The sequence below is a fragment of the Polaromonas sp. genome, assembly GCF_029945685.1.
Lineage (GTDB): Bacteria > Pseudomonadota > Gammaproteobacteria > Burkholderiales > Burkholderiaceae_C > Polaromonas.
The window spans coordinates 326,463-341,649 of the sequence record NZ_JAQSDA010000027.1 but is presented as its reverse complement, the minus strand read 5'-3'; the positions used below and the strand labels follow the sequence as shown (position 1 = coordinate 341,649).

Below are 15,187 nucleotides of genomic sequence, written 5' to 3'. Positions count from 1 at the left end.
TCCTGGCGTGGAGGGGTTCGGTGGAGTGGGTGGGTTGGCCATGCATGCCCTACTTAGCGCTTTGCCCGAGCCGCCGCAGTTTGGACAGCCAGCGGCTGCCGTCGTTCGCCTTGAAATCGCCGACCATGCCAATCAGTGTGGTGTGGACCGGGGTGATGCCGATGAAGCCCAGGATGTTGCGCTCCAGCGACTTGATGCTGTGGGCGCGAAAATACCAGCGGTAAACCATGGCAGGCATGCCCATGGTCACCACCACCCGGGCCGATCGGCCTGTCAGACCTTTTTTGGTGAAGGTCGCGCGGCCCGCTTCATGTTCAAAAGCAAAACCGGGCCTGGCCACCTGCTCCAGAAAGCCCTTGAGCAGGGCCGGCATGTCGCCCAGGCAGAGCGGGAAGAACAGCACGATGTGCTCGGCCCAGCGGATGTCGGCCTGTGCCTGCTTCAAGCCGGCGGGCAGCGGGTCTTCCTCCCAGGCCTGCTGGCTGCCCAGCAGCGGGAAATCGAGTTCGGCGACTTTGACGATGCGCACGATGTGCCCGGCCTCTTGGGCGCCCGCGGTATATGCGGCCGCGAGCGCGTGACACAGGTGGGGCTCGGTGCTGTCGGGATGACCCTGGATCAGGACAATGCGTCTGGCCGTCATGGTTTGGCATCCTTGCCGGCTGCGCTGAGTTGGCGCACGGCGCGGGCCAGCAGTGGGGCCATGCGTATCGCGTTGCTAGGGTGTGTGATGGTGTCGCAGGTCAGCACACGCGTGACGCCTGCTTCGAGCAGCTGGCGTTGGGCCTCGGCGTTGAAGAGCGCATGCACACCTATGCACAGCGGTGCACCCAGACCGGCTTTTTTCAGGAGCCGCGTGGCGGCCAGCATGGTTTGCCCCGTGGAAATGATGTCGTCGAGCAGCACCGGGGTCCGTTCTGGCCAGCGTTCTCGGCTGGCCAGCCGGACCCCCACCTCGCGGTCGCCGCGCCGTGTCTTGGCCAGCACGGTCCAGGGGGCGCCGGCCAGGCCTGCCACTTCTGAGACCCACTGTTCGCTTTCCTGATCGGGGCCGATCAACCAGGGGGCTGGCACGTGACTGCGCAGCCAGCGCGCGATCAGCGGCGCGGCCGGGATGACCTGCGTGCGGATGCTGTACACCTCGTCCAGGCTGTGAATGCGGTGCAGGTGCGGATCCACGGTGACCAGAAAGTCCAGCGAAGCAGACAGCAGCCGCGCGTAGCTGCGGGAGGTCACGGCTTCCCCTGGTTTGAAGCGTTTGTCTTGCCGCATGTAGGCCAGGTAGGGCGCGACCAGTCCGACCTGCCGGGCGCCCAGTTCGCGCGCCGCGTCGGCAGCAAAAATCAGCGGCAGGGTCTTGCCATCGGGCTGGTCCAGGCTGCCGGCCAGCACCACGCAGCGGCCCTTGACTGGCGCATCAATACGCACGCCGGTTTCGCCGTCGGGAAACTGGTGCAGCTGCAGGCTGGCGCAGTCGCAGCGCAGGCGGCTGGCGAGGCCGGCCGCGAGCTGCTCACCACCGGGAAGTGCCAGGACCAGCATCAGGCTTCTTCCATCACATGCACCGCTTCGGCCTGGGTGGTGGCGTACTCCAGCGCGTAGGCGAGTTCGCCCGGCGTTGCCGCGTGCAGCGTGAACAGCGGCTGGCCGCGCTCGACCACCGTGCCGAGCTGCACATTCATGTCGATGCCGGCACACGCCGCCGAAGGGGCGCCGGCCAGTTTGGCGATGCGCGCCAGGCGCCGGTTGTCGATGGCGATCACGGTGCCGCCATGCCGGGACAGCACTGCTTGCTGGTGAGGGGCCACAGGCGGCTCGCGCAGGCCGCCCTGCGCCTCGCAGATGTCCTGGAATTTCTGCCAGGCGCGACCGTCCTCCAGCACCGCTCTGGCCAGGGCCAGGCCGGCGCCGGCTGGCGCCGCGCCGCCGAACTCGAGAATCTGTCCGGCCAGCTGCAGCGCACGCAGTGCCAGGTCGGCCGGGGCCGAGGTTTCGCGGCGAAGAACGGCCAGCACGTCGCGCGCTTCCAGCGCGGGGCCGATGCCGCGGCCCACCGGGGCCACGCCGTCGGTCTGCACCACACGCACCTGCATGCCCAGCGCCTGGCCGACCTGCTTGAGCTGCTGCCCCAGCAGGTTGGCCGCGTGCGCGCTGCGGACCTTGGCCGTCAGCCCGACCGGCATGTCGATCAGCACATGGGTGGCACCGGCCGCGGCTTTCTTGGACAGGACCGAGGCTACGAGTTGCCCCTGGCTGTCCAGGTCCAGCGGGCGCTCCACGCGGATCAGGATGTCGTCGGCGGGGCTGAGCCGTACGGCACCGCCCCAGACAATGCAGCCGCCGGTGCGGTCGACCACGCGCCGGATCTGGGCCACGTCGAGGTCCACCGGTGCCAGCGTTTCCATGGTGTCGGCGGTGCCGGCCGGCGAGGTGATGGCGCGCGACGAGGTCTTGGGCATGCGCAGCCCGCAGGCGGCAATGATGGGAACAATGATCATGGTGGTGCGGTTGCCGGGCAGCCCGCCCACGCAGTGTTTGTCCATGACCAGGCCCTCACCCCAGTGAATGCGCTCGCCCACATTGACCATGGCGCGGGTCAACGCGATGGTTTCATCCATGTCCAGATGATCGCCGGCACAGGCCGTGACAAAGGCCGCGAGTTGCAGGTCGGAATACCGCCCGGCCGCCACGTCCCCGATCACGGCGTCGATGGCGGCCTGGCCGAGGCGGCGGCCATAGACCTTGGCGCGTACATGGCTGAGCGACTCAAGCGGAGCCGGATGGTGCAAGGAAATTTCATCGCCAGGTTGCGCATGGAGCAGGCGCCATGCTGCCTCGGACAGGCCGGCCTCGTCGGCGGCGAGGAAGTCTCCGGTCACCACATTGAGCGTCGCCACGATGGTGCGGCCATTGAGCCGCAGTTCCACGCGCGACCGCGCCTCGAAGCCTTCCGAATGGCAGATGGGGCAGTCGCGGTGCATATAGAGCACCGGTTCCTGGTAGGTGTCGATGCCCAGCCTGCGCAGGCGCAGGCGGTTGACAGTGGGAGGGGGCGACGTTGCTTGCATGGGAATCCTTCGCGTCACTGTAGGCAAGGCGAGTATCGCTGGCCTTGATAAAACGCAAGTCCGGCTTCCGGGCCGGGGAGCGCGCAAGTGCACTGGTGCGCACCGGTCCCACCGGTGGAAGATCACGCGGGTTTGTCTGGCGCCATAGAGCGCACAAGAGAAAACTCGTTTCCCGACAGGGGCTCCACGACTTCGCGCACCTGTTCAAGCACAGTCACGTTGGCCTCCGACGCATCGCCACGGCGCGCCAGCAGGCGTTCGCGCAACACAGGCAGGGGCGCTTCGCAGTGCACGATGGAAAACGGCACACCCAGGTCTTGTGCCAGCGCGTGCGCCTGATCCCGTTCGATGCGGCGCGGGAAAGCCGCGTCAAGGATCACCGGGTGACCGGCCTGCAATACCGTGCGTGCCAGGCCGAACAGCTGCGCATAAGTGCGCGCGGTGGTGTCCGCGCCGTACAGATCCAACCCCTTGGCACGCGAATCCTCCAGCATGCCCAGGCCGTACAGGCGCTTGCGTTCCACGTCCGAGCGTAGCCGGATCGCACCTTCCTGCTCTAGAAGGCGCTGCGAGACCCAGGTTTTTCCCGACCCCGGCAGGCCGTGCATGATGGACAGCCCCGCCTTGCCCGGCTGCGCCCAGGTCAGGGCTGTTGCCAGGTAGCGGCGGGCCGCGTCGCTCCCGGCGCTGCGCAGGTGCGCCACCTGGGCGCGGACCAGTGCCCGGTAAACGACGGAAAAACGCAGTGCCGGCAGGCCGGCGTGGTCGCCGGTGCGGTCCAGCCAGGCGTTGAGGAAACGGAAGCACAGGTCCTGCCGCTGGTGGGCAGCGAGATCCATCACCACAAAGGCAACATCGTCGATCACGTCGATCCAGCGCAGTGCCGGGTCGAACTCGATGCCATCGAAGGCTGCGACATGGTCTTCAAGACGCACCACGTTCGCCAGATGCAGGTCACCGTGGCATTCGCGCACATGCCCGTCTATCTGGCGGGAGGTCCACAAGGGCGCCAGTGCGTCGGACTCCGCCGTCAGCCATGTTTGCAAGGCGGACAGCGCGGCTTCGCTGGCCAATGGCCGGACGCCTTCGAGCGCAGCCAGCGCGATGCGCCGGCGCTGGTCGGCGCCGGAAAAACCATCCGAGGCAGTGGCGCGCGGCGCACTTTCATGAAAGTCGGCCAGCAAGGCGGCCAGCTGATCCACGTCTTGGTTGTTGAGGGTGCCGGCGGCGATTCTTTCGCTGAAGAGTGCTCCCGGGGGAAAGCGGCGCATGCGCACGGCGTGTTCCAGCACCGCCCCGGCACCGTCGATCTCGGGCGAGGCGGGCATACCGGTGATGTCCGTGACGCCCAGGTACAGCCCTGGCGCCAGCCGCTGGTTGAGCCGGACCTCTTCCTCGCAGAAATGGCGCCGGGCCTGCAAGGTGCTGTAGTCGACGAAGGGCAGGTGCACCGGCTTCTTGATCTTGTACGCGGTGTGTGTGGCCAGCAATACCCAGGAAATATGGGTTTCGATCAGTTCCGCGCGCAAGGCGTTGGCCAGGGTGGTGACCAGCGCCCGGGCAGGGCCCATGGAATCGTCTGGGATGGACATGGCTGGCTCAGGGCGTGCGCACGTGCACTTTGCTGCCGTCCCGGATGGTGGCGGGAGGGTAAACAACCACGACCTGCCCCTGCGTCAGGCCGCTGCGCAGCCAGGCCTCGTTGTTGTTGCGTGCGCCCACTTCGACCGGTTGCAGCCGGGCATGGGAACCCTCCAGCCTGTAAACCGCCATACCCTTGCCGTGAGGAAACAGCGCCCCCAGGGGGGCGAGCACGGCCTGCTCGACACTGGCCGTGATGATCCGCACCGACACCCGGAAGCCGTCACCCATGCTGCGCCAGGCTTGGGGCGGGTTGCTGACGTCGATCTGCACGTTGACACGCTGCTCTTCGATGCCCAGCGCAGAAACCTTGGTGAAGGCGGCCGGTTCCACGCGGCGCACCACGCCCTCGACGGGCGGCCCGCCCCAGCGTTCGATCACCACGCGGCGCCCGGCCGTGGCCTGCACGGCGTCGGTGGTGAGCAGTTCGCTGATCACTTCCATGCGCTGGGGGTCGCCAATGTCCAGCAGGGCGGCGCCGGCGGCAAGGGTGGCCTCGCTGGGCTGCGGCACGCGCAACACCACCCCGCTGACCGGCGAACGCACGCTCAGCGGCCGGGTGCTGCTGCTGCCGGCCCCGGCTGGTTGCAGCACCGCCGCGGCCTGGGCCTTTTCCTGCACCGCCATCTCACGTTCTGCGTCCGCCACCTCCAGTTCGCGGCGGGCGCCTGACTGGGCCAGCCGGACCGCATCGAGCTTTGAGGCCGACAGGAATCCTTCACCGGCCAGTTTCTCGGTGCGCTCCTTTTCCAGTTGAGCCTCCTGCAGGGAAATTCTGGCGCGTGCCACGCGGGCCGAGGCGCGCTCTACCCCGGCAGCGGCCGCTTTCAGCCGCGCCGTCGCTTCGCGCGCACTGCGTTCATCGACCATTGATGACATGACCGGCGTCAGCACGGCCACGACGTCGCCGGCGGCCACAGGGTCACCCTCGCGCAGCACCATGCGTGCCACACGTGCGGCCACCGGCGCCGAGACGGTGTAGCGGTCCTTGAGCCGGGTGCGACCATCCTCCTCGATGGACTGCTCGAAATGGCCTTGTTTGACGGCCGCGGTTTCGACTTCGACGGGTCGCGGCGAAAAGGCCCAGGCCAGCGCCGCAAGCACCGCGACGCCCGCCGCGATCCATAGCCAGGTTGTTTTTTTCAGTTTCAGCACATTCATTCCCTGTTTCCCCTCTTCCTTATTCCCTGGTCTTGAGCGCAGCCACCATGTCCAGCCGGTCGATCCGCCGCCGCACCACCAGGGCGCTGGCCACGCCGGCGGCGACCACGCAGATGGCCGCCCAGGCATAGGTACGGGGCTGGATCACCACCGGGAACTGGAACTGGTCGGACTTGAGCAGTTCCGCGACCAGATGTACCAGGCCCCAGCCCATCAACATGCCCAGCGGCAGCGCAATGGCGATGCTGATAGCCAGTTCACCGAGCAGCAGCACCGAGACTTCGGCACGCGTGAAGCCCAGCACCCGCAGGCTGGCCAGCTCCCAGGTGCGCTCCGACAGCGCAATGCGTGCATTGTTGTAGACCACCCCGATGGCGATCACGCTGGCAAACAGGGTGAGAACCGTGCTCATGAGGCGGACGTTGCGGGCGCTGACTTCCTGCATGTTGCGCAGCAGATTGGCTTTGCTGAAAGTGCCGGCGACGCGCGGCAGGCCCTGGCTGGCGGCCAGGAAGGCGGCTTCGCTGCCGCGCTGCAGTGCCACCGCGTACTGCGAGGCCACATCGCCTTCGCGCATCAGCCGGTTCAGCGCGCGGCGCTCCATGTAGGCGTTCAGTCCCATCATTTCCTGTGCGGTGGCTGCCAGTGTCAGCTGCAGTGTCTCGCGGCGTCCTTCGAGCACCTCGGTGCGCACCGTGTCACCTACACGCAGCCCCAGCTTGCTGGCCAGGCGGTCGGTCATCACCAGTCCGCCATCGGGCAGGGGCACTTCCTTGCCGCGGATGTCGATGATGCGCCGCAGCTCGGGGTTTTCTGCATAACCCTGGATGAGGCCGCGCTCGCTGACCGGGCCGTTGACGAAACGCACCGGAACGTCGCGGGTTGCCTCCACCGCGATGACCCCGGGCAGGCGCGCCACCTCATGGCGGGCCTCGTTGCCAATGGGGTCGCTCATCCACAGGATCACGTCGCTGCGCATGGCCAGGGAGAACTGGGTGTCCACAATATGGTCGATCGCATCGCGTATGAAATTTCCCATCACCACGATGGCCACGGCTGCTGCCACGCCGGCAATGGACAGTCCGGTGCGCAGCGGGCGGCGCTCCATGTTGCGCAGGATCATCTGCAGGGCCGGCTTGACCCCCTTGACGCCCAGGCGTTCCAGCAGCGTGCGCCGAAAGTGTCCCGGTGCGGGCGGGCGCATGGCCTCGGCCGGTGCCAGGCGCACCGTGGCGCCGATGGCACTGAGCGTCCCGACCACGGCGGTCGCCAGCGTCAGGCCCGCGCCCACCACCAGCAGCCACGGTGCAAGGTGGTGCTCGAACTTCGGGAAGTAGAAGAAGTCGGCATACAGCCGCGTGAAGGCGCCGCCCAGCCAGTCGCCGAGCCAGATGCCCAGCAAGAGCCCCAGGATGACGATCACCAGCACCATCTTGAGATAGTGCGCACCTATGCTTCGGTTGGTGTAGCCCAGCGCCTTCAGGGCGGCGATCTGCTCACGTTGTGTGGACACCAGCCGCGAGACCACCACATGCAGAAGAAAGGCTGCCACGCCGAGAAAGATGGAAGGCAGCACCGTGCCCAGCACCTGCTGCTCCTTGATCTCGGCGTCGAGCATGGCGTGGGAGATCTGGTCTTCGCGGCCGTAGGCTTCTCCCGCACCGTAACGTGACAGCAGCCGGCTCATACGGGCAATCACGTCGCGCTGCGATGCCCCGGGTGCGAGCTTGATACTCACGCGGTTGAAGGCGCCCTGCATGTCGTAGGCCGCGGCCAGGGTGTCGCGGTCCATCCAGAACACCCCGAAGCCGCGCTGGTCAGGGCTGCCGCCCAGGCCGGCAAAAATATACTCGGGGGACAGCGCGATGCCGGCGATCAGGAGGGTACGCTGTTTCCCGTTGATCAGGGCGGTGAAGATGTCGCCCGGTTTGACGCCGCGCGATGTCGCAAAGCCGGCCGAGACCAGCACCTCGATGCGGCCGTCGCTGCGTGCGCCGGAGGAGAGTCCCGCGTGGTCGAGCGCCCGGCCGCGCGAGACGCTCACCTGGTTCATGCGCGGCAGCTGTTTGCGGTCCACGCCGATCAGCTGACCGAGGATGGGGTCACTCACTCCCGGAGCCGCTATGCGGACCACCTGTTCGATCGTGGTCTGCACGTCGGCCACGCCGGGCACCTCCCGCAGTGTCTCCACCAACGCGTTCGGCGCGCGTTTGACGGTGGCGAACACATCGGCAAAATGAGCCTCAGCATAAAAACGTTCGCGTGCCAGGCCCAGCGAGTCCACCGCACTCAGGCTGGTGATGAAGCCGCCGATGCCGCTGGCCACCACCAGCGCGATGGTCAGGCCCTGGCTCCACAGCAGCCGCAGGTCCCTCAGCAACTTCCGGTCCAGTGCTTTCATGGCTTCACCATGACAATTCTGCGGGGGTGAGGCGCCGCGACGGCGCCTCAATGCTGGCGATGCGCCCGTCCGCCAGGCGGATGACGCGGTCGGCCATCCCGGCGATGGCGGCGTTGTGCGTGATGACAATGGCCGTGGTGCCCAGTTCCTGGTTGATGCGGGCGATGACTTCGAGCACCAGCTTGCCGGTGGCATAGTCCAGCGCGCCGGTCGGCTCGTCGCACAGCAGGAGCTGTGGACGCTTGACGATGGCGCGCGCAATGGCCACGCGCTGCTGCTCGCCACCCGACAGCTGGGAAGGGAAGTGGTCCTGCCGGGGCGTCAACGCCACCAGCGCCAGTGCCTCGTCCACCGGCATGGGGTTGCTGGCGATGTCGGTGACCAGTGCCACGTTCTCGCGAACGGTCAGGCTGGGAATGAGGTTGTAGAACTGGAATACGAAGCCGACGTGTTCGCGACGGTAACGCGTCAACTCCTCATCGGGCGCATCGGTCAGGCGGTGGTCCAGGAATTCCACCTCGCCGGTGCTCGGCCGGTCCAGTCCGCCCAGGATGTTCAGCAGCGTGGACTTGCCGCTGCCCGAGGCACCCAGCAGCACCAGAAATTCGCCCGCCCGCACCTCGAGATCCACATCGCGCAAGGCAAACACGGCGGTTTCACCGCTGCCATAGGTTTTGGACAGCGACCGGATGCGCAGCACCGGGGCGTCCGGCTGCTGCGCCGTGGTCATGCGTGCGGGGCCTATTGAATCGTTATTTTTTTGCTCGCTGCCGAGGCCTTTTTAGGCAGCTCCAGGCTCAAGACGCCGTCGGCATACCTGGCCTGGACCTTGTCGTCGTCCACGTCCTGGGCCAGGCTGAAGGTGCGCGAAATATTGCCCCAGTAGCGCTCGCTGCGCAGGACCTTGTCACCATTTCCTCTGGTCTCTTTTTCGCGCTTGACCCCGGCGTCGATCCGCACCACATTGCCGACCATGTGCAAACCGGGAATGTCAGCCTTGACGTCGGCCTTGATGTGGGCATCCGTTTTCATGGAACTCTCCTGCGTGCTTTCGGAATCTGAACGCGGCGGCATGGCGCTGCCAAGGCGCCCAATTTATGCTTCTTTGCGCGGCGGGCATTGACATTGCTCAAGTCGGCGCGGAACCCGGCTCGCGCGGGGTGAATGCGCCTGCGGCACAGGTTGCAGTTTCGCACCGGAGGAATTGACGGTCATCGCGAACATGGCATCGGGCGGCCTCCGGACAGGGTACGCAGCTGGCGAGGCCGGAGCCGGGATTGAGGGCTTTTGTTGACCTTGCGCAAATGCGGGGTGGCGCTGCTACGGGACGATCATGTTTTTTGACTGACTGGAGGCGCGGCGTAGTGACGCCGGACTTTTTCATGGCAATTTCTGACTCCCGCCCGCACGGGCACACGCCGGCTCCGATGGACCTTCCACTCAAGGCCGGGTTGGCCCGACTCACGCACGGCGTCTCACCGGCCTCGGTCGCCGGGGCGTATGCCGACTGGTTCACGCACCTGCTGGCGTCGCCTTCCCGGCAGGCTGAATTGGTTGCCGACGGGCTGCGCAAGGGTCTGCTGTGGGCGCAGTATGCGCCGCAGGCCTGGCGCGGTGATTGTGTGCGCTGCGTGGAGCCGGCCCCCCAGGACAAGCGCTTCTCGCCGCAGGAGTGGGACATGCTGCCGTTCAGCGCCATGGCCCAGGCCTTTCTGCTGCAGGACCAGTGGTGGACTGCGGCCATGACAGGCGTGCGCGGCGTCTCCCGGCACCATGAAGACGTGGCGGCATTCACGACACGCCAGTGGCTGGACATCTGGTCGCCCTCGAACTTTCCGATGACCAACCCCCAGGTACTGAAAGAAACCCTGGCCACGGGCGGGGCGAATCTGGCCAACGGTTTTGCCAACTGGTCGCGCGACGCCATGGCGGTCCTGACGGAGGGCAAGCCACGCGGCGTGGAGGCTTTTCTCCCCGGAACAGGGGTGGCGCTGACCCCGGGCAAGGTGGTTTTCCGCAACCGCCTGATCGAACTGATCCAGTACGAGCCGGCTACACCGAAAGTTGACGCCGAGCCGGTACTGATCGTGCCCTCGTGGATCATGAAGTACTACATCCTTGATTTGACGCCGGCCGATTCGCTGGTCCGCTACCTGGTGGACCAGGGCCACAGCGTCTTCATGGTTTCCTGGAAAAATCCGGACAGCCAGGACCGGGACCTGGGGCTCGACGATTACCTGGAACTCGGGGCCATGGCCGCGCTGAAGGCGGTGGGCGAGTTGCGGCCCGGTGCCGGCACTCACGCGGCGGGTTATTGCCTGGGCGGCACCTTGCTGGCCATGGCGGCTGCGGCCTTGGGCGCCCGGCCGCGCAACCCGCTGAAAACCGTGTCATTGCTGGCCGCGCAGGTTGATTTTCATGAGCCTGGCGAGTTGGGGTTGTTCATCGACGAGAGCCAGATCGCGTTTCTGGAAGACCTGATGGCGGGACGCGGCTATCTCGATGGCCGCCAGATGGCCGGCGCCTTTGCCCTCATCAATTCCAAAGACCTGGTCTGGTCCAAACTCGTGCATGAATACCTGATGGGCGCGCAGACACCGATGACGGCGCTGCGCGCCTGGAATGCCGACGCCACGCGCATGCCGGCGCGCATGCACAGCGAGTACCTGCGCAGGCTGTACCTGCACAACGACCTGGCCGAGGGGCGCTACATGGCAGCCGGCCACGCCATTTCGCTGGCCGACATCAAGGTGCCGATGTTTGTGGTGGCCACCGAGCGCGACCATGTGTCGCCGTGGACTTCGGTCTACAAGATTCACCGTCTGACGCGCGCGCCTGTGAGTTTTGTGCTGACCTCGGGGGGGCACAACGTCGGCATCGTCAATCCGCCGTCCGGCGCCGCCGCCCATTCCCAGGCCGGTTACCGCGTCGCCACCCATGCGGAAGGCAGGGCGCCTGCAGATCCGCAGGACTGGCTGCAAGGTGCGCCACCGGTCGCCGGCTCCTGGTGGCCGTGCTGGCATGCCTGGCTGCATGAACAATCGACGGGACAAACCAAGGCAGCGCCGGTCGCCGGCCTGCGTTCTGCGGGCCTGCTGTCAGCCGCACCCGGCACCTACGTTCACCAAGGATAAGGTGCGGTTTTAGTACCCCTGCCCGCGGACACCGGCAGCGGGTAACCGGCTTCAGGTGCGGGTTGGTGGTGCCGTGGCGGTGGGTTTTCCCGCAAAAAAGCCATTACCTGAAGCGATCGCCGCCTGAAAACTCTCCATGGCCGATTTCAATGCACCGCCCTGTTCGTTGTCGAGCAGGTGGGTGGCGTTGGCCATCATCTCGACCTGCGACTGCAGTGCCGTGGCCGTGATCTGTTGCCAGTACTGGGTGGCACCCAGCAGGTCAAAACGCAGCAGATCCGACTGGATGGCCAGCAGGTCGGCTGGCTCACAGTGGTCGTGCAGCTTTTGCGCCGCCGCCTGGTGACGCAGGGACGCCTCGTGGGCCGCCTGATGCTGAATGGCCCGCATGGCTTCGCTGCCGCGCAACAGGGCGCAGGCCGCATCGGTGGCAACGGCCAGTTGCTGGCGTCCGAGGTCGGCCAGAAAGCGGGCGGGGGTGGTGTCCGTCTCCGTACTTTTGCGAGGCGAGGCAGGGAGAGATGGTTTTGCACGCATGGGATTCCTTTCGGGTGGAGGACGGTTGCCGGTTCAGCGCCGCATCGCCATGGGACGCTCATGCTCATGAATGGCCTGGCACGTTGTGCACAAGGCTGCGGCGGGCCGGGCCGCGAGGCGCCGCAGGTCGATCGCTTCGCCGCAGTCCAGGCAATAGCCGAAGCTCTGGTCGGCCAGACGGCGACGCGCCGCCAGCACTTCCTCGAGCTCAAGCACCGCGTGCCCCGCCTTGGCCTCATCGACCGTGGCCACAGCCTGTTCCATGGCGTCATCCTTGAAATCCATCACACGGTGCTGCCCGGTGCCACCCGCCTCGTGGAGCTGTTCGGCGGTGGCACGCAGGAGGGCACGCAGTTCGGTTTCGCGCTGCGCCAGAATCTGGCTGAAGCGCGGCATCAGGGTGCGGTCGTATGTTTCCATGAGGAACCTTGTGCTGGCGTGACCATTCTGTGGGTCACCCGGCACCCGGGTCTTTGATCTGGAGCAACTGCGGGTGCTGCCCGGGCACTAATCTTCCAGCATGGGGATGTTTGACCCCTGTTCCAAGGAAATTCATGAGCGTACGCAATCTCGAGACCCTGTTCCACCCCGCCTCCGTGGCCCTGATAGGCGCCTCCGACCGCGAGGGCAGCCTGGGCGCCGTGGTCCTGCGCAATCTCCGGGCGGACGGGTTTCAGGGGCCGGTCTGGCCGGTCAACCGCCAGCACAGCCATGTCGGGGGCGGGCCGGCCTGGCCCGATGTGGAGTCGCTGCCGCAGGCGCCCGACCTGGCCATCATCTGCACGCCTGCTGCGACGGTCCCCGACCTGATCACGGCCCTGGGCCGCAAGGGCACACGCGCCGCCATCGTGCTCTCGGCCGGGCTCAAGCAGGCCGCAAGCCCGGGCGGGCCCACCTTGGAGCAGGCCATGCTGGATGCGGCGCGGCCCTGGCTGCTGCGCATCCTCGGGCCGAACTGCATCGGGGCGCTTGTGCCGGGCATCGGACTCAATGCCAGTTTTGCGCCCGGCAATGCCTTGCCCGGCAAGCTGGCCTTCGTGACGCAATCGGGCGCGCTGGCGACTGCCATGCTCGATTGGGCCAACAGCCGCAGCATCGGATTTTCGCATTTCATCTCGCTGGGCGACAGCGCCGACGTGGACTTCGGCGATGTCATCGACTACCTGGCCAGCGATCCCGGAACGCGGGCCATTTTGATGTACATGGAGTCGGTCAAGGCCGCGCGCAAGTTCATGTCGGCGGCGCGCGCCGCCGCGCGCAACAAGCCGGTCATTGTGGTCAAGGCCGGGCGTGCGCCTGAGGGTGCCCGGGCGGCAGCCTCGCACACCGGGGCGCTGGCAGGCTCCGATGTGGTGTTCGACGCCGCCGTCCGCCGCGCCGGCATGCTGCGGGTGGATACCCTGGAGGCGCTCTTCGACGCGGCCGAAACCCTGACCCATGTGAAGGGCTGGCACGGCGAGCGGCTGGCGGTCCTGACCAACGGCGGCGGTGCCGGGGTGCTTGCCGCCGATGCACTGGCGCTGGGCGGCGGCAAGCTGGCCCTGCTGGATGACAGGACGCTGGAAGCGCTCAACCAGTGCCTGCCGCCTACCTGGTCGCACGGCAACCCCATCGATATCGTCGGGGACGCACCTGTCACTCGTTATGAGGACGCGTTGAAGGTGCTGCTGGCCGCGCCCGAGGTGGATGGTGTGCTGTTCATCCATGCACCTACGGCCATTGTTCCGGCGGACCAGATTGCAGCGGCCTGCCTGCCCTTGATCCAGACGTCGGCCAAACCCGTGTTGACGTGCTGGCTGGGCGGCGCGGCGGTGGCGGCGGCCCGGCTGGCCAGTGCCGCGGCGGGTGTTGCCGGCTACAACACGCCGGAACGCGCTGCGGCGGCCTGGCTGCAACTGGCTACCTACGCGCGCAACCAGCAGGCGTTGCAGCAGCTCCCTGCGTCTGCGCTGGAGGACTTCACGCCAGACCGGCAACTCGCGCAGTCGCTGCTCGTGGACGCGCTGCAGGAGGGACGCGAGTGGCTCGGTGACGCGCAGGCCCAGGCGTTGCTGCGGGCCTACGGCATTCCCACGGTGCAGACCGTCCGGACCGGCGATGTCGAGGAGGCGGTCGCGGCGGCCAGGCGCATCGGTTACCCCGTGGCCTTGAAGATCGTGTCGCCCCAGGTCATCCACAAGTCCGACGTCGGCGGTGTGGCGCTCAACCTGGTTTCTGAAGAAGAGATCCGGCGCGCAGCCGGGAAGATGCGGCGGCAGGTGACTGGTCTGCTGCCGCAGGCGCAGATACTCGGCTTCACTGTGCAGGCCATGGCTGACCGCCCAGGGGCGCACGAACTGATCGTCGGCATTGCCTCGGATCCCGTGTTCGGGCCGGTGATGCTGCTCGGCGAGGGCGGTGTTGCCGTCGAGTTGCACAAGAACCATGTGGTGGCGTTGCCGCCGCTCAATACCCGCCTGGCGCAGGACATGCTTGCCGGCAGCAGGCTGTCGCTCCTGCTGGCGGGCTACCGCGGGCGACCGCCCGCCGACGAGGCAGCGCTGCTGGCCACGCTGCTGAAGGTCTCGCAGATGGCCTGTGACCTGGCCTGGCTGGCGGAACTCGACATCAACCCCCTGCTGGTGGATGAACACGGCGTGCTGGCGCTGGATGCACGGGTGCGCTTGCGCCCGGTCCCGGCGGGCGAGCGCAGCCGCCTGGCCATCCGTCCCTACCCGCAGGCCCTGGAAGAACACGTCAAGGTCAAGGGCCAGGATGTGCTGCTGCGCCCGATTCGCCCCGAGGATGGCCAGCGCCTGATGGCCTTTTATGCCGAAGCGTCGCCCGCCGACATGCGGCTGCGGTTTTTCATGGCCCGGCGCGAGGTACCGCATTCCGAGCTGGCTCGTTACAGCCAGATCGACTATGACCGCGAGATGACCTTCGTGGCGATGGTGCCTCAGGCGGGAGGCGAGTCGCTCATGGTGGCAGAAGCGCGCGCCGTCTGCGACCCGGACAACCTGCAGGCGGAATTCGCGATCCAGGTGGCCACGGGCTGGCAGGGGCACGGCCTGGGGCGCCAGTTGATGGACAAGCTGATTCGCTACCTGCGCGAGCACGGCACCGCCGAGGTCGTGGGGCAATGCCTGCCGGAGAACGTGGGCATGGCGGCCCTGGCACGCCAGACCGGTTTCGACGTGTCCATCGCCAGCGGGCAGGAAACCGTGGCGATGCGCCTGTCCTTGCGCTGATTTTTTTGACTGGGG

The 15,187-nt window shown here is 66.9% G+C and carries 12 protein-coding genes; 2 read left to right on the top strand and 10 right to left on the bottom strand.

Annotated features, from left to right (window positions below; translation table 11 throughout):
- Nucleotides 1–49 precede the first annotated feature (49 nt).
- From PSV26_RS20060 to PSV26_RS20025, 8 genes are all read right to left on the bottom strand, one after another.
- The gene (locus PSV26_RS20060; protein ID WP_300573438.1) at nucleotides 50–643 is read right to left on the bottom strand and encodes an NAD(P)H-dependent oxidoreductase; all 594 of its coding nucleotides are present in this window, start codon (nucleotides 641–643) and stop codon (nucleotides 50–52) included.
- A complete protein-coding gene (locus PSV26_RS20055; RefSeq protein WP_300573435.1) occupies nucleotides 640–1,542 on the bottom strand; it encodes a ribose-phosphate pyrophosphokinase in 903 nt (300 codons plus the stop codon). Before PSV26_RS20055 ends, PSV26_RS20060 begins: the two co-directional genes overlap by 4 nt.
- Nucleotides 1,542–3,068: a thymidine phosphorylase family protein gene (locus PSV26_RS20050; RefSeq protein WP_300573433.1), complete on the bottom strand. Its 1,527-nt coding sequence runs from the start codon at nucleotides 3,066–3,068 to the stop codon at nucleotides 1,542–1,544. Before PSV26_RS20050 ends, PSV26_RS20055 begins: the two co-directional genes overlap by 1 nt.
- A 122-nt stretch (nucleotides 3,069–3,190) precedes the next feature.
- A complete protein-coding gene (locus PSV26_RS20045; protein WP_300573430.1) occupies nucleotides 3,191–4,660 on the bottom strand; it encodes a bifunctional aminoglycoside phosphotransferase/ATP-binding protein in 1,470 nt (489 codons plus the stop codon).
- 7 nt (nucleotides 4,661–4,667) lie between these two features.
- Entirely contained in the window at nucleotides 4,668–5,870 is a 1,203-nt protein-coding gene (locus tag PSV26_RS20040) for an HlyD family efflux transporter periplasmic adaptor subunit (protein WP_300573427.1), read from the bottom strand.
- A 19-nt stretch (nucleotides 5,871–5,889) separates the two neighbouring features.
- Nucleotides 5,890–8,271 (bottom strand): ABC transporter permease, encoded by a 2,382-nt coding sequence (locus tag PSV26_RS20035; protein WP_300573424.1) that lies wholly within the window; start codon nucleotides 8,269–8,271, stop codon nucleotides 5,890–5,892.
- A 4-nt stretch (nucleotides 8,272–8,275) separates the two neighbouring features.
- Nucleotides 8,276–9,001, bottom strand: coding sequence for an ABC transporter ATP-binding protein (locus PSV26_RS20030; RefSeq protein WP_300513300.1), 726 nt, complete (start codon nucleotides 8,999–9,001; stop codon nucleotides 8,276–8,278).
- 11 nt (nucleotides 9,002–9,012) lie between these two features.
- Nucleotides 9,013–9,303 (bottom strand): Hsp20/alpha crystallin family protein, encoded by a 291-nt coding sequence (locus PSV26_RS20025; protein ID WP_300573421.1) that lies wholly within the window; start codon nucleotides 9,301–9,303, stop codon nucleotides 9,013–9,015.
- 350 nt (nucleotides 9,304–9,653) lie between these two features.
- Between PSV26_RS20025 and PSV26_RS20020 the strand changes: the two genes are divergently transcribed.
- Complete coding sequence (locus tag PSV26_RS20020) at nucleotides 9,654–11,405, top strand: alpha/beta fold hydrolase (protein ID WP_300573418.1); 1,752 nt, start codon at nucleotides 9,654–9,656, stop codon at nucleotides 11,403–11,405.
- Between the two features lie 51 nt (nucleotides 11,406–11,456).
- On the opposite strand, the gene PSV26_RS20015 is transcribed toward PSV26_RS20020, so the two are convergent.
- Together PSV26_RS20015 and PSV26_RS20010 are read right to left on the bottom strand one after the other, a co-directional pair.
- Complete coding sequence (locus PSV26_RS20015; protein WP_300573416.1) at nucleotides 11,457–11,942, bottom strand: phasin family protein; 486 nt, start codon at nucleotides 11,940–11,942, stop codon at nucleotides 11,457–11,459.
- Nucleotides 11,943–11,975: 33 nt separating this feature from the next.
- A complete protein-coding gene (locus PSV26_RS20010; protein ID WP_300573413.1) occupies nucleotides 11,976–12,362 on the bottom strand; it encodes a TraR/DksA C4-type zinc finger protein in 387 nt (128 codons plus the stop codon).
- A 134-nt stretch (nucleotides 12,363–12,496) separates the two neighbouring features.
- On the opposite strand from PSV26_RS20010, the gene PSV26_RS20005 reads away from it, so the two are divergent.
- The gene (locus tag PSV26_RS20005; RefSeq protein WP_300573410.1) at nucleotides 12,497–15,172 is read left to right on the top strand and encodes a bifunctional acetate--CoA ligase family protein/GNAT family N-acetyltransferase; all 2,676 of its coding nucleotides are present in this window, start codon (nucleotides 12,497–12,499) and stop codon (nucleotides 15,170–15,172) included.
- The last annotated feature ends 15 nt before the right edge of the window (nucleotides 15,173–15,187 follow it).

What these genes read in the sequence shown, in the direction of transcription:
- PSV26_RS20045 (WP_300573430.1), bottom strand. Translation starts at nt 4,660, where the DNA reads ATGTCCATCCCAGACGATTCCATGGGCCCTGCCCGGGCGCTGGTCACC.
- PSV26_RS20015 (WP_300573416.1), bottom strand. Translation starts at nt 11,942, where the DNA reads ATGCGTGCAAAACCATCTCTCCCTGCCTCGCCTCGCAAAAGTACGGAG.
- PSV26_RS20055 (WP_300573435.1), bottom strand. Translation starts at nt 1,542, where the DNA reads ATGCTGGTCCTGGCACTTCCCGGTGGTGAGCAGCTCGCGGCCGGCCTC.
- PSV26_RS20025 (WP_300573421.1), bottom strand. Translation starts at nt 9,303, where the DNA reads ATGAAAACGGATGCCCACATCAAGGCCGACGTCAAGGCTGACATTCCC.
- PSV26_RS20060 (WP_300573438.1), bottom strand. Translation starts at nt 643, where the DNA reads ATGACGGCCAGACGCATTGTCCTGATCCAGGGTCATCCCGACAGCACC.
- PSV26_RS20020 (WP_300573418.1), top strand. Translation starts at nt 9,654, where the DNA reads ATGGCAATTTCTGACTCCCGCCCGCACGGGCACACGCCGGCTCCGATG.
- PSV26_RS20030 (WP_300513300.1), bottom strand. Translation starts at nt 9,001, where the DNA reads ATGACCACGGCGCAGCAGCCGGACGCCCCGGTGCTGCGCATCCGGTCG.
- PSV26_RS20005 (WP_300573410.1), top strand. Translation starts at nt 12,497, where the DNA reads ATGAGCGTACGCAATCTCGAGACCCTGTTCCACCCCGCCTCCGTGGCC.
- PSV26_RS20035 (WP_300573424.1), bottom strand. Translation starts at nt 8,271, where the DNA reads ATGAAAGCACTGGACCGGAAGTTGCTGAGGGACCTGCGGCTGCTGTGG.
- PSV26_RS20050 (WP_300573433.1), bottom strand. Translation starts at nt 3,068, where the DNA reads ATGCAAGCAACGTCGCCCCCTCCCACTGTCAACCGCCTGCGCCTGCGC.
- PSV26_RS20040 (WP_300573427.1), bottom strand. Translation starts at nt 5,870, where the DNA reads ATGAATGTGCTGAAACTGAAAAAAACAACCTGGCTATGGATCGCGGCG.
- PSV26_RS20010 (WP_300573413.1), bottom strand. Translation starts at nt 12,362, where the DNA reads ATGGAAACATACGACCGCACCCTGATGCCGCGCTTCAGCCAGATTCTG.